At 60.6% G+C, this 20,958-nt stretch carries 23 protein-coding genes and 1 tRNA gene; 11 read left to right on the top strand and 13 right to left on the bottom strand.

The features are described from left to right. Positions 1-22: 22 nt before the first annotated feature. Together clpA and clpS are read right to left on the bottom strand one after the other, a co-directional pair. The gene (gene clpA, locus NO934_RS16305; RefSeq protein ID WP_309161040.1) at positions 23-2,407 is read right to left on the bottom strand and encodes an ATP-dependent Clp protease ATP-binding subunit ClpA; all 2,385 of its coding nucleotides are present in this window, start codon (positions 2,405-2,407) and stop codon (positions 23-25) included. 12 nt (positions 2,408-2,419) lie between these two features. Beyond that, a complete protein-coding gene (gene clpS, locus NO934_RS16300) occupies positions 2,420-2,758 on the bottom strand; it encodes an ATP-dependent Clp protease adapter ClpS (protein WP_309163748.1) in 339 nt (112 codons plus the stop codon). Positions 2,759-3,121: 363 nt separating this feature from the next. Between clpS and NO934_RS16295 the strand changes: the two genes are divergently transcribed. The 3 genes from NO934_RS16295 (at position 3,122) to NO934_RS16285 (ending at position 5,886) form a co-directional block, all read left to right on the top strand. Further along, entirely contained in the window at positions 3,122-4,696 is a 1,575-nt protein-coding gene (locus NO934_RS16295; protein WP_309161039.1) for a serine hydrolase, read from the top strand. A 45-nt stretch (positions 4,697-4,741) separates the two neighbouring features. Beyond that, a complete protein-coding gene (locus NO934_RS16290; RefSeq protein ID WP_309161038.1) occupies positions 4,742-5,023 on the top strand; it encodes a hypothetical protein in 282 nt (93 codons plus the stop codon). 83 nt (positions 5,024-5,106) lie between these two features. Then, entirely contained in the window at positions 5,107-5,886 is a 780-nt protein-coding gene (locus NO934_RS16285) for an SDR family NAD(P)-dependent oxidoreductase (RefSeq protein WP_309161037.1), read from the top strand. A 7-nt stretch (positions 5,887-5,893) separates the two neighbouring features. Here the strand turns inward: NO934_RS16285 and NO934_RS16280 are convergent, their stop codons facing one another. The 4 genes from NO934_RS16280 to mgtE form a co-directional block, all read right to left on the bottom strand. Beyond that, a complete protein-coding gene (locus tag NO934_RS16280; protein ID WP_309161036.1) occupies positions 5,894-6,751 on the bottom strand; it encodes a division plane positioning ATPase MipZ in 858 nt (285 codons plus the stop codon). Between the two features lie 172 nt (positions 6,752-6,923). Continuing rightward, the gene (locus NO934_RS16275; RefSeq protein WP_309161035.1) at positions 6,924-7,325 is read right to left on the bottom strand and encodes a PRC-barrel domain-containing protein; all 402 of its coding nucleotides are present in this window, start codon (positions 7,323-7,325) and stop codon (positions 6,924-6,926) included. 92 nt (positions 7,326-7,417) lie between these two features. Beyond that, a complete protein-coding gene (locus tag NO934_RS16270) occupies positions 7,418-7,840 on the bottom strand; it encodes a DUF1489 domain-containing protein (RefSeq protein WP_309161034.1) in 423 nt (140 codons plus the stop codon). Between the two features lie 341 nt (positions 7,841-8,181). Next, a complete protein-coding gene (mgtE, locus tag NO934_RS16265) occupies positions 8,182-9,591 on the bottom strand; it encodes a magnesium transporter (protein WP_309161033.1) in 1,410 nt (469 codons plus the stop codon). Between the two features lie 202 nt (positions 9,592-9,793). Between mgtE and NO934_RS16260 the strand changes: the two genes are divergently transcribed. Then, positions 9,794-10,405: a DNA-3-methyladenine glycosylase gene (locus tag NO934_RS16260; RefSeq protein WP_309161032.1), complete on the top strand. Its 612-nt coding sequence runs from the start codon at positions 9,794-9,796 to the stop codon at positions 10,403-10,405. Between the two features lie 39 nt (positions 10,406-10,444). Here the strand turns inward: NO934_RS16260 and NO934_RS16255 are convergent, their stop codons facing one another. Next, a complete protein-coding gene (locus tag NO934_RS16255; protein ID WP_309161031.1) occupies positions 10,445-11,077 on the bottom strand; it encodes a L,D-transpeptidase in 633 nt (210 codons plus the stop codon). Positions 11,078-11,463: 386 nt separating this feature from the next. Here NO934_RS16255 and NO934_RS16250 point away from each other — a divergent pair, with 386 nt between their 5' ends. After that, positions 11,464-11,844 carry a DUF983 domain-containing protein gene (locus NO934_RS16250; protein WP_309161030.1) on the top strand — a complete coding sequence of 127 codons (381 nt, stop codon included), beginning with the start codon at positions 11,464-11,466 and terminating at the stop codon, positions 11,842-11,844. A gap of 137 nt (positions 11,845-11,981) precedes the next feature. Here NO934_RS16250 and NO934_RS16245 read toward each other — a convergent pair. Both NO934_RS16245 and NO934_RS16240 read right to left on the bottom strand, forming a co-directional pair. Further along, positions 11,982-12,068 (bottom strand) — tRNA-Leu (locus tag NO934_RS16245). Between the two features lie 116 nt (positions 12,069-12,184). After that, positions 12,185-12,418: a FliM/FliN family flagellar motor switch protein gene (locus NO934_RS16240; RefSeq protein ID WP_309161029.1), complete on the bottom strand. Its 234-nt coding sequence runs from the start codon at positions 12,416-12,418 to the stop codon at positions 12,185-12,187. A gap of 78 nt (positions 12,419-12,496) precedes the next feature. Here NO934_RS16240 and lipB point away from each other — a divergent pair, with 78 nt between their 5' ends. From lipB to folK, 6 genes are all read left to right on the top strand, one after another. After that, entirely contained in the window at positions 12,497-13,231 is a 735-nt protein-coding gene (gene lipB / locus NO934_RS16235; RefSeq protein WP_309163747.1) for a lipoyl(octanoyl) transferase LipB, read from the top strand. A 45-nt stretch (positions 13,232-13,276) separates the two neighbouring features. Continuing rightward, a complete protein-coding gene (locus NO934_RS16230) occupies positions 13,277-13,810 on the top strand; it encodes a DUF4282 domain-containing protein (RefSeq protein ID WP_309161028.1) in 534 nt (177 codons plus the stop codon). Positions 13,811-14,000: 190 nt separating this feature from the next. Beyond that, entirely contained in the window at positions 14,001-15,335 is a 1,335-nt protein-coding gene (gene rimO / locus NO934_RS16225) for a 30S ribosomal protein S12 methylthiotransferase RimO (RefSeq protein ID WP_309161027.1), read from the top strand. Next, on the top strand, positions 15,332-16,183 hold the full coding sequence (gene folP, locus NO934_RS16220) for a dihydropteroate synthase (RefSeq protein WP_375143261.1): 852 nt from the start codon (positions 15,332-15,334) through the stop codon (positions 16,181-16,183). Before rimO ends, folP begins: the two co-directional genes overlap by 4 nt. Positions 16,184-16,187: 4 nt before the next feature. Beyond that, a complete protein-coding gene (folB, locus tag NO934_RS16215; protein ID WP_309161026.1) occupies positions 16,188-16,574 on the top strand; it encodes a dihydroneopterin aldolase in 387 nt (128 codons plus the stop codon). Beyond that, positions 16,574-17,020: a 2-amino-4-hydroxy-6-hydroxymethyldihydropteridine diphosphokinase gene (folK, locus tag NO934_RS16210; RefSeq protein WP_309161025.1), complete on the top strand. Its 447-nt coding sequence runs from the start codon at positions 16,574-16,576 to the stop codon at positions 17,018-17,020. Before folB ends, folK begins: the two co-directional genes overlap by 1 nt. On the opposite strand, the gene NO934_RS16205 is transcribed toward folK, so the two are convergent. The 4 genes from NO934_RS16205 to NO934_RS16190 all read right to left on the bottom strand — a co-directional run bounded on the left by NO934_RS16205 (position 17,012) and on the right by NO934_RS16190 (position 20,928). Beyond that, a complete protein-coding gene (locus NO934_RS16205) occupies positions 17,012-17,785 on the bottom strand; it encodes an ATP12 family protein (protein ID WP_309161024.1) in 774 nt (257 codons plus the stop codon). The two genes, folK and NO934_RS16205, sit on opposite strands and share 9 nt — an antisense overlap. Beyond that, complete coding sequence (locus NO934_RS16200) at positions 17,785-18,453, bottom strand: HAD-IA family hydrolase (RefSeq protein WP_309161023.1); 669 nt, start codon at positions 18,451-18,453, stop codon at positions 17,785-17,787. Before NO934_RS16200 ends, NO934_RS16205 begins: the two co-directional genes overlap by 1 nt. Continuing rightward, complete coding sequence (locus NO934_RS16195) at positions 18,453-19,454, bottom strand: RluA family pseudouridine synthase (protein WP_309163744.1); 1,002 nt, start codon at positions 19,452-19,454, stop codon at positions 18,453-18,455. Before NO934_RS16195 ends, NO934_RS16200 begins: the two co-directional genes overlap by 1 nt. Before the next feature lie 145 nt (positions 19,455-19,599). Next, positions 19,600-20,928: a replication-associated recombination protein A gene (locus NO934_RS16190; protein ID WP_309161022.1), complete on the bottom strand. Its 1,329-nt coding sequence runs from the start codon at positions 20,926-20,928 to the stop codon at positions 19,600-19,602. Positions 20,929-20,958 lie beyond the last annotated feature (30 nt).

Raw genomic sequence — 20,958 nt, 5'->3', positions numbered from 1 at the left:
CATCGAATTATCGGTTGATCGTTCAGGAGTTCTGTTCCGCGTCCTTCGGCTTGGGCTTGCGTGAAGGCTTCTTGCCACCCTTGGGCCCGGTGATTGCCTTTGGCCGTGCCGGACGGGGCGGCATCGAGACGAGCTCAAGGCGCGCCTCACTCCCCTCGCCCACCACAGTGACCTTCACCGAACCGCCCTTCTGGAGCAGGCCGAACAGCACTTCCTCGGCCAGCGGCTTCTTGACGTATTCTTGGATCACGCGCCCAAGCGGACGCGCGCCCATCTTTTCGTCATAGCCACGGGTGGCCAGCCAGTCGGACGCCTCAGGCGTCAGCTCGATAGTGATGCCACGCTCGGCGAGCTGGCCCTCGAGCTGCAGGATGAACTTTTCGACCACGCGATTGACCGTCGTAGGCGGCAACGGCGCGAACGAGATGATCGCATCGAGCCGATTGCGGAATTCGGGCGTGAACATGCGATTGATCGCATCTTCGTCGTCGCCCTCTTGCCGCACACGGCCAAAGCCGATGGGCGTGCGGGCCAATTCGGCCGCCCCCACGTTCGACGTCATGATCAGGATGACGTTGCGGAAGTCGACCTGCTTGCCGGCATGGTCGGTGAGCTTGCCGTGATCCATCACCTGCAACAGGATGTTGAACAAATCCGGGTGGGCTTTTTCGATCTCATCGAGCAGCAGCACGGAATGGGGATGCTGATCGATACCATCGGTCATCAGACCGCCTTGGTCGAAGCCGACATAGCCCGGAGGAGCACCGATCAGGCGCGAAACCGTGTGGCGTTCCATGTATTCGGACATATCGAAACGCAGCAGTTCGACGCCGAGCGTATCGGCAAGCTGTTTGGCAACCTCGGTCTTGCCCACACCGGTCGGGCCTGTGAAGAGATAGGAACCGATCGGCTTTTCAGGCTCGCGCAAACCCGCACGCGCCAGCTTGATGGCCGAGGAAAGGGCGTCGATCGCCTTGTCCTGGCCGAACACGACGCGCTTGAGGTTGGCTTCGAGATTACCCAGAAGCTCGGTATCGGATTTGGAAACCGATTTCGGCGGAATACGAGCGATCGTTGCGACGGTCGCCTCGATATCCTCGACATTGATCAGCTTCTTGCGCTTGTCCTCGGTCACCAGCATCTGACGAGCCCCGGTCTCATCGACAACGTCGATGGCCTTGTCGGGCAGCTTGCGATCATTGATGTAACGCGCCGACAGCTCGACAGCAGCCTTGAGGGCATCGTCGGTGTATTTGAGCTTGTGATAATCCTCGAAATACGGCCGCAGACCCTTCATGATCTCGATCGCATCGGGAATGGTCGGCTCGTTGACATCGATCTTCTGAAAACGACGGACGAGCGCCCGATCCTTTTCGAAGAACTGGCGGTATTCCTTATAGGTGGTCGAACCAATGCAACGGATCGCCCCCGAAGCCAAAGCGGGCTTCAAAAGGTTCGATGCATCGAGCGCGCCACCGGAGGTGGCTCCCGCGCCGATCACGGTATGGATCTCGTCGATGAAGAGGATGACGTTATCCTTCTTCTCGAGCTCTTTCATGATCGCCTTCAGGCGTTCCTCGAAATCGCCGCGATAGCGGGTACCGGCGAGAAGCGAGCCCATATCGAGCGCATAGATGACTGCGGTTTCGAGGACCTCGGGCACATCGCCTTCGATGATGCGGCGCGCCAAACCTTCGGCGATGGCAGTCTTGCCGACGCCGGGGTCGCCTACATAGAGCGGGTTGTTCTTGGAACGCCGGCAAAGAACCTGAATGGTCCGCTCCAGCTCGGTCGCACGGCCGATCAGCGGATCGATCTTGCCGGCCCGGGCCTTTTCATTGAGGTTGATGCAGAAATCGGCGAGGGCCGAGCTCTGCTGCGGTCCGCTGCTGCCGCCGCGTTCCTGATCGTTCTCGAAGCCCGAACCGCCCTCGTCAGCTCCACGCACGGGCCTGTCGGCCCCGCGGCCTGACTTGGCGATGCCGTGCGAGATAAAGTTGACGGCGTCGAGCCGGGTCATGTCCTGCTGTTCAAGGAAGTAAGCGGCGTGGCTCTCGCGCTCGGCGAAAATCGCAACGAGCACATTGGCCCCGGTCACTTCCTCACGGCCTGATGATTGCACATGGATCACGGCCCGCTGGATGACGCGCTGAAAGGCGGCCGTGGGACGAGCGTCCTGACCGTTGGGCACGACGAGGCTGTCGAGTTCCTCGTCGATGAATTCCTCGAGATCGGTGCGCAAGGCTTCGATGTCGACATCGCAGCCGGTCAGTACCGAAATCGTGTCGCGATCCTCGGTCAGGGCGAGCAACAGGTGCTCGAGGGTCGCAAACTCATGGCTGCGCTCCCGAGCCAAATTCATGGCCTGATGCAACGCCTTTTCGAGACCGCGAGAGAATGAAGGCATGTTGGTCCTATCCTATTGCTTTTCCATCACGCATTGCAGCGGATGCTGGTTGCGGCGCGCGGCGTCCATGACACGGGTGACTTTGGTCTCGGCCACCTCGTACGGAAACACCCCGCATTCCCCCACGCCTTGGTTGTGGACGTGCAGCATGATGCGCGTCGCTTCCTCACGGGATTTGTTGAAGACTTCCTCGAGAATGAGGATGACGAACTCCATGGGCGTGTAGTCGTCATTGAGCAGCAGCACGCGATATAGGCTGGGCTTTTTGGTTTTCGGCCGGGTCTTGGTTACGACGCCGGTCTGGCCGTCACCATCTTCGTCGTGATCACGTCCATCTCCCGGGCCGGCCACAAGAGCCAGTCGCACAACGGTCTGCGCGAACGGAGCGGCGCCGCGCGGCAGGTGATTTCCGATGGAGTGAGCGAGGGTTTGCACAGGTCTTCGTCCCAAATCGTCAAAGGCAAGACGGCTCCATTATGTAGGCAAAATCTTGGTCATGTTAAGGGGCGAAAAGGCGATCAATCAGGTGTGAACCATGACGCACGAAATTTGCGACAAGTTTTAAGCACTTTACCGATTTGTAACCGCGCCGCCCTATCGTGGCTCCTCAGTTAGGGACTGTGCGGAATGCCTCGGGGGATGGCGCGCGCACCCCAAAGATGAGTAACGGTGCGGCGTTTTTCGTGCCGGTCCAGTAAAGAGTTGGAGTATCGGGTGCCGACCCTTCTGCGTATCGCTTCCGCACGCATATTGTTTGCGCGCTTCGTTCTTGCATTTTTCGTTGCCGCGACAACCGCCGCGGCCATAACCGCTTCTGCTTCCGCACAAAACGTACCACGCGCCTATGCCGGGATCGCGGTGGACGCCAAGACCGGCCAGGTCCTTTATCAGGACAGCGCCAACGAGCTTCGCTATCCCGCATCGCTCACCAAGGTCATGACGCTCTATATCCTGTTCCAGGAACTGGAAGCCGGGCGGCTTCGCCTGGACAGCAAGCTCTCGGTTTCGGCACACGCCGCCGCCGCCGTGCCCACCAAGCTCTATGTCCGCAGCGGCTCGACCATCAAGGTCGAGGATGCGATCAAGGCTCTGGTGACGCTCTCGGCAAATGACGTCGCCCGCGTTATCGGTGAAAATATCTCCGGCACCGAAAGCAAGTTCGCCGAGCGCATGACGCAGACGGCGCGGGCCCTCGGTATGAGCCGCACAACGTACAAGAACGCCTCCGGCCTTCCCGATAGCGGCCAGGTGACGACGGCAGCGGATCAGGCTACCCTGGCACGCGCCATTTATCTGCACTTCCCCCACTATTACGATTATTTTCAGACCCGCAGCTTCACCTACGGGTCCAAGACCTATGGCAACCACAACGCCCTGCTGGGCCAGAACGGGGTCGACGGCATCAAGACCGGGTACATCAACGCCTCCGGCTACAACCTGATGACCGCGGCCCGCGCCAACAATCGCCATATTGTGGTCATCGGGCTTGGCTTTAACACCGGCGCCTCGCGTAATGCCCGTGTGGCCGAACTGGTCCGCGAATATCTTCCGGACGCCCGCCAAGGCGACTATTGGCGCGAGGCCATGATCCCCCGCCCGACGCTGCTGGGCAACGGCATTGCAGTCGCTTCGGCGGGTGCCGCAGTGCCGCTCAACCGCCTGCCGCCCGCCCGGCCGGTGAGCCTTTTGCCGGTGATTACCGAAGAACAGGCCATGCAGGTCGCAGCACTCTCTTCGCCCGAATCCACCGAGCCCGAAACGATCCCCTTCCAGGTGGTGTCGGCTGAAGATATTCCCTCACGTCCGGGCGAAAGCGCCCTCGATCAGGCAACCTATGTTGCGACCGGTGTGATGCCGTCCGAACAGCCTGTATACCCGGCCAATGACCCGATTGGCGCCTGGATCGCCGAAACCATGAAGCTGGGGCCCACCTCCTCTGACGTAACCGCACAGCCCGGCGCGTTGGTCCCCCCTGCTCCCATTGCTCGCCCGGAGGGCTTGGCAGTCGATGCCATGAGCACCAACGCCGCCGCTACGGTGCCGGCCGGTGGCTGGGTGGTCCAGGTCGGTGCGGCGGATAGCGAAGACGGCGCGAACCAGATGATTTCCGAAGCGACACGGACCTATGACCAGCTGGCCAATCTGCGCAGCTATGTGGAAACCTTCGAGCGCAACGGGGTTACCTATTATCGCGCCCGGTTCGCAGGCTTTGCCGACCGCACACAAGCCCGCACGACGTGCGACGCCCTGGCCGCCGCATCCATCAACTGCCTGACCGTGCAGGGATAAGCCCCGGTCGTCTCGACAATTGGCGCAAGTGTATGGAGTAACCCAATGAGCGAATGGCCCCGCCTCTCGGACCTCGGCCGGTTCGAACCGCGCTCACCTCTCGCCTCGCAAGATGATGCGGTGCGCAGCGAAGCCTTGCGCTCACTCATCCGCGGTCTGGAGCCCCATAAGCCCGTCCGGCGCAGGATGTCCGACATGCTCTCGGTGGTGCTGGCACTTTCTGCCCGCACCCGCCGCATGGTGCTGCCGCGCGTCTCGATCGACGTCGACGTTTTCGGTCCTAACGGAAAACGCGCCCTGCGCATGTACCTGCCCCAGGACGAATAGTCCCCGCAACCGGCCGCAACCGAACTCGGAACGGACAGGCCTCCTTCGCGTTGCTGATCCAGCAATCAGCATGGAGGATCGGCATGTCGCTCGCGGGCAAAATCGCACTGGTTACCGGTGGTGGCTCGGGACTTGGCAAGGCCAGCGCCCTTAAACTTGCCGCCGAGGGTGTCGACATTGCCCTTCTCAGCCGCAGCAAGGAAGAAGTCGATAGCGTGGCAGCCCAGATCGCCGGTATCGGGCGCAAGGTGCTGCCACTTTATGCGGATATCTCCGACACAGCGGACATGCAGTCCGCCTTTGATCGAATTAAACAAACGTTTGGCCGCCTCGATATCGTGTTCGCCAATGCGGGGATCAACGGCACCTGGGCGCCGATCGACGAACTCCCTATCGAAGATTGGGACACCACCATAGCGGTCAATCTCCGCGGCACTTTCCTGACGCTTCGTCACTCGGTTCCTTTGATGAAGGAACGCGGCGGCTCGATCATCATCACCTCCTCGATCAACGGCACACGTACGTTCACGACCGCAGGCGCCTCAGCCTATTCCACGACCAAGGCCGGCCAGGTGGCATTGGCGCAGATGACCGCGCTCGAGTTGGCCAAATACCGCATCAGGGTCAACGCCATTTGCCCAGGCGCCATCGAGAGTCAGATCGATGAGAATACCAATCGGCAAAATGTGGAAAAGGCGGAAGTTCCTGCGGAATATCCCAAGGGTGACGTGCCATTGACCGGCGGCAAGCCGGGAAAGGCCGAAGACGTGGCCGATCTCGTATGCTTTCTGGCTTCTGACGCCTCACGCCACATCACGGGCACGCCGATCTGGATCGACGGCGCACAATCGCTGCTGGTCTGACCGCTCTTCAGAACACCTCTGCAAGGCGGCTCGGCTTGCGCAAAACGACTCCCGAGCGCAAGCCGAGATTAAGCGTGTCAACGAGCAGCCGGTATTCCTGACGCGCCGCGATATGGCTCATAGACGAGCCTGCAAGAACTCCGGACTCGAGAGGATCGAACACCGTCATCCCGATCGGAAAGAGCGAGCGGAAAATCACGCGCTCGGCAATGCCCTCGGCAACCCGACACCCCACACGGTCCGCAATGCTGTCGAGGCCGGTCCGGACTATCCGAGTATTGCGGGAGTTCAACATCGAGATCCGATTGCGCACGAGCACCCAATCGATGGCACGACCGTCGATCGCGAGCCGCTCGCGCCGGGCGCGTTGCACGAGGCGCGTGTAGTGGCTCAACTCCAGTACTGACCCAGTGTCAGGCTCGATGCGGGCAATGACATCGAGATCGACAAGACTGTCGTTGAACGGCGTAACGAGAGTATCGGCCAAGGTGTGGGCGATCCGGGCCAGGTGCGTATCGAAGCCGGGCGTATCGATGATAAGATAGTCGACCTCTCCTTCCACCTCAGCCACCGACTGCCGGAACATCTCGAAATCCAGGCGCGCGTTCTCCTCTGCGGAATCGCTGCGCGTTTGCGGCAAATGGAAATGGATTGGGTGGGGCACATTGAGCCCATGCGCCTTTGCCCATTCGCTGCGATTGCGCACATACGCGGTAAAGGTGCGCTGCCGACTGTCGGTATCGACCGTGGCAACACGAAAGCCTTCATAAAGAAGATGTACGGCCAAATGGAATGCCGTCGTCGACTTCCCCGACCCGCCCTTCTCGTTCCCGAGAACAACCACGTGAGCGTTGGTTCGCTGCATTCTCGTTATCTCCGCGCCCAATGGCGGCGCACAGAGTGTGTGCTTCGCCGCGCCCGCACAAGTCTGTATTTGCCCGTTTCCGACGAGCATAGCGCGCATTTGATCTAGATTTTATAAATGAATTGGCCGGCACCCATTGGGCACCGGCCAACGATTCGCAGGGGCTTCCGCGTCAAATCCAATACGGCGGAACCCCGTAGTAGGTGTAAACGTCCATGGCCCGCTGGCGGTCGTTCCACGAGAAGTCATCTTCGGCATCGTAGCGGGGAGCGTCGTCGAGTTGGGCCTTGGAAATGTCGGTGCGATAGCCGCCGACGCTTTCGTCATAGGTGAGCTTGGCCCAAGGGACGGGGTAGTGATCGTCGCCAATCCCGAGGAAGCCGCCAAAGCTCATCACGGCGTAGGCAACCTTGCCGCTCAACTTGTCGATCATCACCCGCTCGATGGTGCCGATCTTTTCGTTGTCCATGCTGTAGACGGCGGTTCCTTCAACCTTGTCGCTGCCGATGAGGTTGCCGCTCTCGCGGCGGTCGAGGTCTCTGGCGCGCAGGCCGTTGTCTGTTCTCGGATCCATGACTAGTCTCCGTTGCTGGTTGGCATGCAGAGTCAACGGATGAGAGTCCCGACCGTTCCCGAGACCGACTAAGCAATCCGGCCGATCTGGCTTTAAATCAGCCCGAGCTGCGCCAACTCCTCCGCCATGCCTTCCGGCGGCGTTTCTTCGCCTGGGCGCCCGAGGTCGGGCGGTGCATCCTTGGGCAGAAGATAGCGCCAGCCCTGGAAAGGACGGCGCGGATAGGGCGTGGTGCGGATCAGTTCAGGCTCGAGAAGGATATTGCAGCAGGTCCGCCCTTCCGCATCGGTGGCTGCTTCGAGCCCGGCGATGACCTGCCTGCAGCGGATGACGCCGCTAATCACCCAGTAAAGCGACCCCTGCCCGATGATCTCATCGGCTTTTTTGGGCATCATTCGCGTGCGGTGCACATTGAGACCATCGGGGCGGCCCAGCCCTTGAGCGCGACGCTGAGCGCGCCATTCGGCGAGTTCCTCGACGGAAGAAACACCAACGCACAACTTGATGATATGCATGTCGATCCGGGGAAATGAAAATGGGGCGACCGTCTCCGGGCACCCCACCATTCTATTTGACTCCGTTCCCTGCCGAAAGGCCGTATCAGGCGCCAGCGATAACGGAGACAATGAAACCGAGCGAGATCAGGCCAATACACGTCCAGCCTGCGGCTCGCCAGCATACGGCCTTGGATTGGCTACGCATGCAAGCTCCTTGTACTATTGCACTCGTGACGCCGGGCGACATGGCCCGCGCATCCGTAACGCTTAATTAACTACGGCGAACACTCTTCACAAGCCATGTTTGCGCCACATTGGCGCAAATCTCACTTGCGTCCGACGCATGGCAGCGAATCACCTCAAAAAAGCCCGAACCACCAGCCCGCCAAGGTAAGGAAAGCAAAAAAGCCGATAACGTCCGTCAGCGTCATGACGAAAGTCGAGGACGCCACCGCCGGGTCGACCTTGAGCTTTTCCAGCGCTAGAGGGATCAAAATGCCGCAACTGCCGGCCACGATCATATTGACCACCATGGCCATACCGATCACCAAGCCGAGCGAAGGATTGGAAAAGCGGAACGCGGTAACCAGTCCCAGGAGAACGGCAAAGATCGCACCATTGGTGAGGCCGACCAGCAATTCGCGCCGAATAAGGCGCCTGGTGCTGTTCTTGTCCAGTTCCTTTTGCGAAATGGCGCGCACGGTCACTGTCATGGTTTGCGTGCCAGCAACGCCCCCCATCGACGCGACAATCGGCATCAATACGGCCAGCGCCACCATCTGCTGAATGGTGCTGTCGAACAGCCCGATAACCAGGGACGCCATTGTCGCCGTGACAAGGTTGACCAGCAGCCAGGTTGCACGGCTGCGCACAACGCCAGGAACGGTCCGCGAAATGTCTTCGTCACCCACACCGCCCAGACGGTGGATGTCTTCCGCCGCTTCCTCGTTGATGACGTCGACGATGTCGTCGATGGTCAGAACGCCCACGAGCCGCTTGCTTTCATCGACCACCGCCACCTCAACCTGGTCGTAACGCTCGAAGATGCGTGCCGCCTCCTCCTGGTCGAGCGTGGCATCGATCTGGCGCACCTGGGTATTCATGATCTCTTCGATCCGCGTGGCACGCTGAGTGCGCAATATGCGGTCGAGGCGAATGGTTCCGAGCAGATTGAAACCGGGGTCGACGACATAGATCTGGTAAAAATCGTCCGGCAGATCGCTGTCGTTGCGCAGATAGTCGATCGTCTGCCCTACCGTCCAGAACGGCGGGATGGCGATGAACTCCGACTGCATCCGCCGGCCGGCGGATTCCTCTGGAAAGTCCAGGCTGCGCTTGAGCGAGATGCGTTCGAAAATCGGCATCTGCTCGAGGATCTCGTTTCGATCCTCTTCTTCCAGATCCTCAAGGATATAGACCGCATCATCGCTATCGAGATCGGCCATGCCGCGCGCAATGTCCGCGTTCGGTAGCTCCTCCATAAGCTCGATACGAACGGAGTCGTCGACCTCGGTCAGCGCGGAATAGTCGAAGGCATCTCCGAGCAGCATGACCAGCCGGACGCGATCGTCGGCCGGAAGAGCCTCGATCACATCGCCGGTTTCGGACTCGTGAAGTGGCTCCATGCGAGCCTTGAGCGCGGCCGCATCGCCGGCCTCGATTTCGGCGCGCAGATCGCCGAACCAATCCTGGCGCAGGCGGCCGTCCTCATCATAGATGCCATTGGAATTGGGTTCGGTTTCCGGACCAGCCGATGCAGGATCTTCCATTGCAATTCTCCTTCTCGGTTGGCGCGACCGCGCGATTCTTGGCTCAACTTGGCGTAGCGCACCGCCTTGACCTTGTCATCACGGATCGCGCCATCTTCCCGATACTCTTGCGCAATTCGGCTTCCCACCGCTGCGTTGTCATGGCGCCGCTACAACAATGTGACGTTTCGGTTTGTTTCTCGCTACACTCCCTTGCAAGGTCATGCAGGGAGGCTATCTAACGGACGTAATGACCCAGCCTCCTTCCCTCGCCCCCGACTACTTCGATGCCGATGTCATCGACGTCGCGCGCCGATTGATCGGAGCCAGGTTTTTGGTCGACGGAGTGGGCGGAACGATCGTCGAGACGGAAGCTTATGCCCCGGACGAACCTGCCTCCCACAGCTTCCGCGGCCCCACGCCACGAAACGGCTCAATGTTCGGGGAACCGGGCACTGTCTATGTCTATCGCAGCTACGGGATTCATTGGTGCGTGAATTTCGTCTGCCGCCCCGGCAACGCCGTTCTTATACGCGCCCTTGCTCCAACGGCGGGCATCGACCTCATGGCGGCTCGCCGGGGCCTCGATGATCCTTACAAGCTGTGCGCCGGCCCCGGACGCCTCACGCAAGCACTCGGAATCGACCACAGCCACGACGGCCTCAGCTTATATAAGTCGCCGTTCATGCTCGAACCGGCAAAGGTTCAGGGCTCAGTGGTTGTCGGGCCTCGTATCGGCATTACCAAGGCTGTGGATTTGCCTTGGCGGTTCGGCGTGCCCCGAAGCAAGCATCTCAGCCGGCCGTTCAAAAACAACGGCCCCTCACCAAAGTGAAGGGCCGCTTGAAAAGCGAATGATAGGCCGCGCAAGGGCTCAGGCCTGGATCACCACCACGCGAGTACCGCTCGGCACGCGCTCGTAGAGATCGATTATGTCGTGGTTGAGCATGCGGATGCAGCCGGAAGACATTGCCAGCCCGATCGACTGCGGCTGGTTGGTGCCGTGGATACGGAACATGGTGTCGTTGCCATTGCGATAGAGATAGAGCGCGCGGGCACCCAACGGGTTGTTGAGCCCGCCCGGCATACCGTTACGGTAGGGGCCATTGGTCTCGGGATCGCGCCGCAGCATATTGGCCGTCGGCGTCCAGCTCGGCCATTCGGCCTTGCGTCCGACATAGGCATTGCCCCGCAAAGCCAATCCTTCACGCCCGACACCGATGCCATACCGCATCGCCTTGTCGCCGTCTTGAACCAGATAGAGGAACCGGTTGGGCGTATCGACGACGATGGTTCCCGCTGCATGATTGCTCTCATAGTCAACCTGCTGGCGTCGAAGCTCCGGCTTGATCAGCCGGGCATTGAGTCCCGGCAGCGGAAATCGCTCGTCAGCGATCGGGCCATAGGCACTGACCATGGAAACGGAGGAAGTGGAACGCGTGGAGGAGGAACACGCGGCAAGAAGAAGCGGAAGGCCGATAAGGAACCCGCGTCGCGTCAGACTCATCGAAATCTACCCAAGCAAAGGAATCAACAACGTGAGCAAACATTAACCACAAGAGTTAAAACTTCTCTCACTATAATTCGGCCGCTACCGGCAAAAGGCGGCCTACAACGACACGATAACGAGAAATTGCTGCGAACGCGCAACACCTGGATGCGGCACGCAGAAGAGAACCGAAAGCGGGCTGCTGCGTTATCTTGAGCGGTTGGTTTGACCTTCAACAGCCGCTGAGCCGCCTGCGTATGCCCCCAAGTAGCGCAGGCGGCTTACTTGTTACTGGACCGGGGCGCAACGGTGAAATACGAGACATGCGACAGATGCGCACTGCGACGCGGCGGTAGAGGCAGGCAGGGGAATAAGCGCCTATCTATCGGACATTCCGAAAGGAGATGAACGGCATGACGACAGATATTCCCGCCTGGAAGACCGGCCTTTTCGGCAAATGCCCACACTGTGGTGAAGGTCACCTTTTCTCCGGCTTCCTCAAGCTGCGGGATCACTGTGACGTTTGCGGCCTCGACTACAAATTCGCCGACCCGGCCGATGGTCCGGCCTTCTTCGTGATGATGTTCGGCTGCGTACCCGTCGTGATTTTCGGCCTATGGCTGGAAGTCGCTTTCAGAGCTCCGATGTGGGTGCACTTGGTCACCACCCTGCCCCTGCTGTTCCTGACCTGCATTCCGCCACTGCGCCCCATCAAGGGATGGCTGGTCGCTCAACAATACAAGAGCAAGGCGGAAGAGATCCGGGCCGATCAACGCCTCAGCTAGGGCGCTCGACCATAAGCACACACATGAAGCCACTCGCTCCGAGTGGCTTTTTCAATGCAGCGCCGCTACGGCGACACGTCGGTTGGTGCCGCGCCAATATGCAATTTTAAGGGGGATCGGCCCTAGCGGGCCAGAGATGGTGCGGTCGAGAAGACTCGAACTTCCACGGGAGTTACCCCACAGCGACCTCAACGCTGCGCGTCTACCAATTCCGCCACGACCGCACTGTCTGGGGAATGCTTGCGCCCTCAGGCGAAGCGAGGCTGCATGTAGCAAATGGTTCCCCGTCCCTCAAGAGCTATTTCAGCAATTGGGGATAAAGTTTCAGGACCTTCGGAAATCAGGCCGGCTTGATCACCTTCTCGGTGACCACCACATTGAGCTGACCATCATCGACCTGGACCTCGCCCTTGGCGATCAAGGTGTTGTTGGCGTAAATACGCATGGGGTCGTTCTCGAAGGCGTCGAGTTCGATCACCGCGCCGCGCCCCATCCGCAGCAGATGATGGATCGGCATGATGGCCGCGCCCAGTTCGACGGAGACATCGATCTCGATGGTTTCAACGGTATTCATGAAGGGTCCGGCTTGCGAAACATGCTTACCGCGGGAATCAGAACCCGCCGGCACGACGGAGTGAAGCATCCCATCGACATGGTTAGCGAAGCGTTAAACGAGATTCCCTTGCAGACCTGCACCAGCGCCGCCAAGCTCAAGCGAGCCGACGGCCAGCCGGCGGGCTGGATGATATCGGACGCCCTCGTTTCCTACCCTACGGCCCTTGAAACGATGAAGGAACGGGCAAGGGCCATAGCCGAAGGATCGGCAGGCGAAGCGGTCTGGCTGCTCGAGCATCCGCCGCTTTATACTGCCGGCACCTCAGCGCGCAGCGAGGATCTGCTGGCGCCCGACCGGTTTCCCGTGTTCGAGGCCGGACGCGGCGGGCAGTTCACCTATCATGGACCTGGTCAACGCGTGGCCTATGTGATGCTGGACCTCAGGGAGCGAGGACGCGATATACGCTGCTTGGTCTCAGGACTCGAAAATTGGGTCATCGATACCTTGGCCGCGTTCAACATCAAGGGCGAGAAGCGCGAAGGCAGGATCGGTGTGTGGGTGAAGCGGCCGGAAAAAGGGCCGTTTGCCGAAGACAAGATCGCCGCTATCGGCGTTCGGGTTTCGCGCTGGGTGAGCTTTCACGGCATCTCGTTGAATGTCAGCCCCGATCTCGATCACTACTCAGGCATCGTGCCTTGCGGCATCAGCCAGCACGGAGTGACGAGCTTTGAGGATCTGGGCCATCTGGTCAGCATGGGCGAAGTCGATTCGGTGTTGAAAGCGACGTTCGAGCGCCACTTCGGTCCGGTGAGGCTTGCTTCGGCGCCGTGAGCGCGACAAGGTGCTTTCTGATTTCTGGTGCAAGAGGATAACCGAATGCAGTTCGACGACCTGCGTAAGCTCGCCACGGGCAATGTCTTGTTCAATCTGCGGCGCATTCTGGCGCCAAGGCTCGTGACCATCCTCTATCTTCTTGGCCTGGCAGGCATCCTGGTCTGGGCAGTCCGCCATTTCTTTTCCAGCTTCCGCTTCGGCTTCGGCAACGGTCTTTGGGGCTTGCTTGAGATTGCGGTGTTCGGTCTCCTGGCCGTCGTCATGTTGCGCATCGTCTGCGAGGGGGTAATCGTGTTCTTCCGCGACCATGCGGTCGAAACCGATGAACCGGCGCCGGCACGCTCCAATGCCTCCCTGATCGATGAGGTGCGTGAGGCACTGGAGGAACTGGCCGAGCAGGAGGACGACCATTTCGAGCCGGAAGCACCCTCGCCAGTAGCTCCCTCGCGGCCGGCCCCGCCTCAACCTGCACCGACGCCGGTAGCCGAAGAGCCGGCTGTCATGCCCGATGCCGATGCTCCCCAGCCGACGGAAAAGCCGGCCGAATCCTCAACGAGGACAGAGCAGCAGACTTGAAATCCGGGCGCCCTGCCCTGACATCATGGCTGGCTTGAAGCGCGCAAAGATTGACCTTTGCGCGCTTTACGTTATGAAACGCGAAAATTCACGCGAGTTTCAGATGCGCTGGCGCCGGCCTTGGACAGGATCCGGCGCCTTTGGCAATCTCGCCATTGCAAGGATTTGACGGACGCCCATGAGCGCGCCAATGCAGAACGCCCCCAAGATCGGTCTCGTGAGCCTGGGCTGCCCCAAGGCTCTGGTGGATTCCGAACGCATTCTCACCACCCTGCGTGCTCAGGGCTACAGCTTCTCGCCCTCCTATGAGGGTGCTGACGTCGTGATCGTCAACACCTGTGGTTTCCTCGACAGCGCCAAGGCGGAAAGTCTCGACGCCATCGGGGAAGCCATCAACGAGAATGGCAGGGTGATCGTCACTGGCTGTCTCGGCGGCGAGGAAGAACTGATCCGCAAGATCCACCCCGGAGTCTTGGCCGTTTCGGGCGCGCATCAATATGAGGCGGTCGTCGAGGCCGTGCACAACGCCGCCCCGCCAGTGCCGAATGCCTTTGTGGACCTCGTGCCCGAGCAGGGCCTGCGCCTGACGCCACGGCACTATGCCTATCTCAAGATTTCCGAAGGCTGCAACAATCGCTGCACCTTCTGCATCATCCCCTCGATCCGGGGCGATCTCGTTTCCCGCCCCATCGCCTCGGTGCTCTATGAAGCCGAGCGGCTGGTGAAGGCCGGCGTCAAGGAGATCATGGTCATCTCCCAAGACACCAGCGCCTATGGCGTCGATTTAAAGTATGCGACCTCGCCCTATCGCGGACGGCAGGTGGAAGCGCGTTTCCAGACACTGGCCGAGGAGCTCGGTCAACTGGGTGCCTGGGTACGTATGCACTATGTCTATCCTTATCCGCATGTGGATCATGTGATCCCGCTCATGCGTGATGGCGTGATCCTGCCCTACCTCGATATCCCCTTTCAGCACGCCAGCCCGCAGGTGCTCAAATCCATGCGGCGTCCGGCCAATCAGGAAAAAACCGCTGATCGCATCCGCAAATGGCGCGAAGTGTGCCCGGACCTTGCGATCCGTTCGACCTTCATCGTTGGCTTCCCCGGCGAGACGGCGGAGGATTTCGAGATGCTGCTCGATTGGGTCCGGGAGACCAAGATCGACCGGGCCGGTGCCTTCCCATACGAGCCGGTGACGGGGGCGAAGGCCAATGATCTGGGGCTCGATGAAATCCCCGACGAGGTCAAGCAGGAGCGCTATGGACGGCTGATGGAAGCCTTGCAAGAGGTTTCCGCCGAGCGGTTGGCCGGCAAGGTGGGCCGTACCATCGACGTGCTGGTGGACGACGTTGAGCCCGAGGAACAGCGGGTTATCGCCCGCTCGCAATGGGACGCGCCAGAGATCGACGGCAATGTGATTGTCGAGAACGCCACGGGCATCAAGCCCGGAGACATGATCTCGGTGACAGTTACCGATTCCGACGAATACGACCTCTATGCAGTGCCGGCCGGGACGGTTCAGTGACGCATATTTGCTATGACGTCCCGATGGATGGCGGCTCCTTGAAGCTGGGCCGCGATCCGCTCGTCATGGGCATTCTCAACGTCACTCCCGACAGCTTTTCGGACGGCGGGGATTTCTCTGCCGTCGACGCCGCTGTGGCTCATGCTGACGAGCTGCTAGCCGAAGGCGCCGATATTCTCGATATCGGCGGCGAAAGTACACGGCCGGGCTCAGAGGAAGTTCCCGTTCAGGAAGAGCTGGACCGTGTGATGCCGGTGCTCGACGGCCTGGCGCAGCGTGGTATCGACAAGCCGATTTCCATCGACACCTACAAGGCTCTCGTAGCAGATCAGGTCATCCAGGCCGGCGCCAAAATCATCAACGACGTCTGGGGGTTACAGCGCGATCCCGAGATCGCCGATGTGGCTGCGCATCATGGCGCCCCGGTGATCGCCATGCATTGGGATCCAGAGAGAGACCGCTCCCTCGATCTCATCGACGAGATGAAGCGTTGGCTGCAGCGCTCGATAGAGATTGCGCTCAAGGCCGGCATCGCCAGGGAGAAGATCATTCTCGATCCCGGCTTCGGCTTCGCAAAGTCATTTGAGGAAAACTACAGTCTCCTCAACCGCTTGGATGAGTTGCATTCCCTCGGCTTTCCCCTGCTGGTCGGGACATCCCGCAAGCGGATGATCGGCAACCTGCTCGATTTGCCGCCCAAGGAGCGCGTCGCGGGCACCGTGGCAACATCGGTGCTTGGATACCTCAAGGGCGGCCATATCTTCCGCGTTCATGATGTGCGTCCCAATCGTGATGCCTTGCGCGTTTCATCGGCGACACTTTATGGTCCGCCAGCCACAGGGGGATAAGTTCATGACCCAGTTTGCCGATCGGGACCGCATCATATTGGCCGATCTCGCCTTTTACGGCTATCACGGGGTGATGCTGGAGGAAAACAAGCTCGGCCAGCGCTTCCGTATCGACCTGGAACTGGGTCTGGATATGTCCGAGGCCGCGCGAACCGATGAGGTGGCATCGACGATCTCCTATGCCGACGTCTATGATCTCGTCAACGAAGCCTTCGAAGAAAAACGGTTCAAGCTGATCGAAGCGCTCGGGCACCATATAATCGTGAGGCTTTTCAAGCGGTTCGAGCGGTTGGACTGGATTCGCATCAAGGTGCGCAAGCCCGAAGCACCCCTGCCCATCGTGGCGGGCGAAGCGGCGATCGAAATGGTCAGAACCCGGGAACAGATCTGATGGCCCGGGCCGTCCTTGCGCTGGGCGCCAACATGGGCGATCCGGCGCGGCAACTCGATCTGGCGATTGCAAAGATCGCGGCGCATCCACAGATTTCGCTTCTGAAACAAAGCGCTGTCATCGTCACCCCGCCTTGGGGGAAGACCGATCAGGCGGAGTTCCACAACGCCGCCGTGCTGATCGATACGAGCCTGGAACCCTTGGAACTGCTCGATTTCTGCCTTGCAACGGAAGCTGAAATCGGCCGGGTGCGCCTGGAAAGATGGGGGCCTCGGGTGATCGATATCGACGTGATCACCTATGACGAGATGGCGCTCGAAACCGAGAGGCTCACCCTGCCCCATCCCTATGCCCATGAGCGGGAATTCGTGCTGACTCCGGTGCAAGAGATCGCACCGGACGTGGCCGACTGGCTGGTGAATCGAGCTGCCAGAAAATCAAGCTAAGAGCTTGATAACATTAGCGGCAGCGTCAAATTCCGTGCGGCGCTGCTTGCGGCGTTCCGAAGCCTCGAAGTCTTCTCCCCAAAGGGAAATCTGGTAGTCCTCGTCGATATGCGCCGCTGTCCAGGCCGTATCGCGATCGATGAGGTTTTCGCGCAGAGCGATGGCCAACAGGCCCGAACCGGTCAGACCGGTGAGGGATACCATCGCGGTTGCCGGAATATGGTGCAGAGCAGCCAGCGAAGCCTTGAGCTTTGCCAGCATTTCAGGCGGCTGTTCCTGGTGAATGATCCCGACAGTAGGTTGAAAACTTACGGAAAAATGCCGCGCGAGTTTGACGAGAATGTCGTCCCAGACCTGTTCCTGACGCTGGACCAGTTCGCGCGGATAATCGGCGCGATAGAGCAGAAGGTCGTTGGAGGCGTACTTTATCACCTCCTCTACGAGAGCCGGTTGGGCCTCTTCACCACCCTCGACGGCAGAGTTTATGAGCTTGACGTGCGGCATGGTGTCGGGGTCGATGAACTCGCCCTGAGCCGCCCATTCGTGCCGCATATATGAGGCGAGATCAGCGTTTGTGGTTGTGATCGACCGGCCTGTCGGAGTTTTGGTAACACGGTTGTTCAAAGTCACCGTGTAGACGCCATTTTCCTCCTTCACCTCCACGGAATCGTAGAAGCGTTTCGGCAATTCGACGAGCCGATCGCGCTGCTGGCGACCGGCACCGGCATCCTGATGCCTGAGGGCATCTTCAAGAAATTCGCGCATCAGCTCAGAACCTTTTCAATTGCATCGTCGAGATCGGCGTAATCATCGATGATGATATGGGCGCCAGCCTCCTCGAGCGCAACGCGGGCGTGGTAGCCCCAACTGACGCCAATGGTCTTGGCGCCGGCGGAACGGCCGAGTTCCATGTCGAACGTGGTATCCCCGATCATGACGGTGGCGGACGGATCGATGCCGGTTTCCGCGCAGGCGCGCAGGATCATGCCGGGATGGGGCTTGGAGGGATTGTGGTCCGGCGTCTGCAGCGTCACGAAATGGTCGGTGAGCGCATGGAGCGCGAGAATCCGGTGGACGCCGTGAAGGCCCTTGCCCGTCGCGATGCCCAGGATCGAAGCTTCGTGCGCGCGGAGGCGGACCAGGGCATCGAAAGCGCCGGCGTAAAGCGGCTCGTGGCGGTCGCCGGTGGCGAGCATGGCGCGATAGTGACCGCGATAGGTATCGGCCATCAGGAGCGCTGTTTCGGCATCGCAGCCGGCCAGATTCGCCATGGCAACTTCCAACGACAACCCAATGATCGAATGGGACATTTCGCGTGTCGGCTCGGGCAACCCGTGGTCACGGAAAGTCGTGGCCATATGTTCGGCGATGACCGCTCCCGAGTCGATCAGGGTGCCGTCCATATCGAACATGATGAGGCGAGGCGGGGTCATCAGGCATCGTCCTCCGGATCCGCATTCTGGGCGTCGTACTGATTGGCATCGAAGCCCAGCACATCGAAGGTTTTCTTCATATGCGGCGGCAGCGGAGCGCTGATGTCGAGGCGCTTGCCGTTGCGCAGCGGAATGGCGAGGCGGCGGGCGTGAAGGTGAAGGCCCTCGCCCACCTCTTCGGGCCTCTCCCAGTTCCAGTTCTCGAGCGTGTTGTAGCGCGGGTCATCGAGGATCGGCGTGCCCAGCTCCATCATATGGACGCGGAGCTGGTGCGTGCGGCCGGTGACGGGCTTGAGCGTCACCCAGGCGAACTGATTGGCCGCCGTGTCCGTGACCGAATAGTAGGAGACCGAGTGCTGTGCGCCTTCGACCCCATTGTCGACGACGACCATCTGCTCGCCGTCCTGAGTCGCCTGACGCGTGAGAAAGCATGAGATGCGGCCCTGCCGTGGATTGGGCACGCCGATGGTCACGGCCCAATAGATCTTGCGCGCCGAGCGCGAGCGAAACACGGTGCCGAAGTGACTGGCGGCGGCACGAGTCTTGGCAACGAGCAGGCAGCCTGACGTGTCCCGATCAAGGCGATGGACGAGACGCGGGGCCTCGCCCTTTTTGTTGGGCAGGGATTTGAGCATGCCGTCGATATGGCGCTTGGTGCCCGAACCGCCCTGGACGGCAAGGCCGTGCGGCTTGTTGAAGACGTAGACCTCGTCATCCTCATAGAGGATCAGGTCGCGCAGGAAAGCGGCGTCCTTTTCATTGATGCGGGGCTTGTCGCCCGAAGGCTCGGGCGCATCGCCCAAGGGCGGAACGCGCACCGTCTGGCCAGCGGAAAGGCGGGTATTGGTCTGCACCCGGCCGCTATCGACGCGAATCTGGCCGGAGCGCAACAGCTTCTGCAGGCGCCCGAAGCTCAGATGCGCGAAATGGATGGAAAACCAGCGGTCCAGCCGCATTCCATCCTCGTCCCGCGCCACTTCCCGCAATTGCACGCCGCTCATCAAATTACCTCTGTTCATTCGCGGGTCTTCTAGCGGGAAAATGGGGCTGCGTCACGTTTTGGTGCATGGGGAAACGCTGCTGCTGGATTCCGGGAACAAGTCCCGGAATGACAGCCGTGGCGCTGGCTGCCCGATGGGCTAACGACTAGCCGTCCCGCTTGCTCGCCCGGAGCTTGGCGAAATAGTCCAACCGCTTCTGAATCTCGCGTTCGAAGCCGCGTTCGACCGGTTGATAGAAGTCCTGCCGCCCGATCTTTTCGGGGAAATATTCCTGGCCGGAGAAGCCCTCCGGGGTATCGTGGTCGTAGATGTAGCCTTCGCCATAGCCCTGCCCCTTCATCAGCTTTGTGGGGGCATTGAGGATGGTCATGGGAGGCATGGGGGAGCCGGTCTGCTTGGCGAGAGACATCGCAGCCTTGAAGGCCGTATAGACGGCATTCGATTTCGGCGCCGTAGCGAGATAGACGACGACCTGCGCCAGCGCCAGCTCACCCTCAGGCGAACCCAGCATATGGTAGGCGTCGCGCGCCGCGACCGCGATGGGCAGCGCCTGGGGGTCGGCCATGCCGATATCCTCGACCGCCATACGGATCAGCCGCCGGGCCAGGAACATCGGGTCCTCGCCGCCATCGAGCATGCGGGCGAAATAGTAGAGCGCAGCGTCGGGGTCCGACCCGCGCACCGTCTTATGCAGGGCGGAGATGAGGTTGTAGTGGCCCTCCTGCGCCTTGTCGTAGATCGGCGCACGGCGCTGGACCAGGCGCGTCAGCCCGTCGCGGTCGAGCAGATCCTCAGGCCCTGTGGCCGCATCGATCTCCTCGATCAGGCCAAGCAAGGCGCGGCCATCACCATCGGCCAGCGAAATCAAGGTTTCGCGTGCATCCTCGTTAAGCGGCAAGGCACGCCCGATTTCCTGCTCGGCACGCCTCGCGAGAGCGTCGAGATCGTCGCGTGAAAGGCTCTGGAAGGTCAGCACCTGCGCGCGGGAAAGGAGCGCGGCGTTCAGCTCGAAGCTGGGGTTCTCGGTGGTGGCCCCGACGAGGACGACGGTGCCATCCTCCATGACCGGCAGGAAGCTGTCCTGCTGAGCACGATTGAACCGATGGATCTCATCGACGAACAACAGCGTGCGCTGGCCGGCACGGCGCGCGGTGCGGGCCGTCTCGAAGACCTTCTTGAGATCGGCGACCCCGGAAAAGATCGCAGAAATCTGTTCGAACCGGTAATCGACGGCGTCGGCCAGAAGGCGGGCAACGGTGGTCTTGCCAGTGCCCGGTGGGCCCCAGAGGATAAGCGAGCCCAGCCGCCCCGAAGCGAGCATGCGGCGCAGCGTGCCATCCGGGCCGATGATATGCCCCTGCCCGATCACCTCGTCGAGCGTTTTCGGCCGCAGCCGGTCGGCCAAGGGACGATCGGTGGAGGGCTCTTCGGCGGGGCGGGACGACGGCAAGTCGTCGGGGAAAAGGTCGCTCATTTCGTTCTCTCGGCGTGGGCTTTACCGCCC

This window comes from Pelagibacterium sp. H642 (assembly GCF_031202855.1).
In the GTDB taxonomy this organism is placed as follows: domain Bacteria; phylum Pseudomonadota; class Alphaproteobacteria; order Rhizobiales; family Devosiaceae; genus Pelagibacterium.
The sequence above is the reverse complement of the archived record's forward strand: the minus strand, read 5'-3'. Positions and strand labels throughout refer to the sequence as shown.

Coding starts and splice junctions, on each gene's coding strand:
- NO934_RS16250 (WP_309161030.1), top strand. CDS start 11,464: ATGAACGGCATGACGACAGATATTCCCGCCTGGAAGACCGGCCTTTTC.
- NO934_RS16260 (WP_309161032.1), top strand. CDS start 9,794: ATGCAGGGAGGCTATCTAACGGACGTAATGACCCAGCCTCCTTCCCTC.
- NO934_RS16285 (WP_309161037.1), top strand. CDS start 5,107: ATGTCGCTCGCGGGCAAAATCGCACTGGTTACCGGTGGTGGCTCGGGA.
- lipB (WP_309163747.1), top strand. CDS start 12,497: ATGGTTAGCGAAGCGTTAAACGAGATTCCCTTGCAGACCTGCACCAGC.
- NO934_RS16205 (WP_309161024.1), bottom strand. CDS start 17,785: ATGCGCGAATTTCTTGAAGATGCCCTCAGGCATCAGGATGCCGGTGCC.
- folK (WP_309161025.1), top strand. CDS start 16,574: ATGGCCCGGGCCGTCCTTGCGCTGGGCGCCAACATGGGCGATCCGGCG.
- NO934_RS16270 (WP_309161034.1), bottom strand. CDS start 7,840: ATGCATATCATCAAGTTGTGCGTTGGTGTTTCTTCCGTCGAGGAACTC.
- NO934_RS16195 (WP_309163744.1), bottom strand. CDS start 19,454: ATGAGCGGCGTGCAATTGCGGGAAGTGGCGCGGGACGAGGATGGAATG.
- NO934_RS16200 (WP_309161023.1), bottom strand. CDS start 18,453: ATGACCCCGCCTCGCCTCATCATGTTCGATATGGACGGCACCCTGATC.
- NO934_RS16290 (WP_309161038.1), top strand. CDS start 4,742: ATGAGCGAATGGCCCCGCCTCTCGGACCTCGGCCGGTTCGAACCGCGC.
- mgtE (WP_309161033.1), bottom strand. CDS start 9,591: ATGGAAGATCCTGCATCGGCTGGTCCGGAAACCGAACCCAATTCCAAT.
- NO934_RS16230 (WP_309161028.1), top strand. CDS start 13,277: ATGCAGTTCGACGACCTGCGTAAGCTCGCCACGGGCAATGTCTTGTTC.
- folB (WP_309161026.1), top strand. CDS start 16,188: ATGACCCAGTTTGCCGATCGGGACCGCATCATATTGGCCGATCTCGCC.
- NO934_RS16240 (WP_309161029.1), bottom strand. CDS start 12,418: ATGAATACCGTTGAAACCATCGAGATCGATGTCTCCGTCGAACTGGGC.
- NO934_RS16275 (WP_309161035.1), bottom strand. CDS start 7,325: ATGGATCCGAGAACAGACAACGGCCTGCGCGCCAGAGACCTCGACCGC.
- NO934_RS16280 (WP_309161036.1), bottom strand. CDS start 6,751: ATGCAGCGAACCAACGCTCACGTGGTTGTTCTCGGGAACGAGAAGGGC.
- NO934_RS16255 (WP_309161031.1), bottom strand. CDS start 11,077: ATGAGTCTGACGCGACGCGGGTTCCTTATCGGCCTTCCGCTTCTTCTT.
- clpA (WP_309161040.1), bottom strand. CDS start 2,407: ATGCCTTCATTCTCTCGCGGTCTCGAAAAGGCGTTGCATCAGGCCATG.
- rimO (WP_309161027.1), top strand. CDS start 14,001: ATGCAGAACGCCCCCAAGATCGGTCTCGTGAGCCTGGGCTGCCCCAAG.
- NO934_RS16190 (WP_309161022.1), bottom strand. CDS start 20,928: ATGAGCGACCTTTTCCCCGACGACTTGCCGTCGTCCCGCCCCGCCGAA.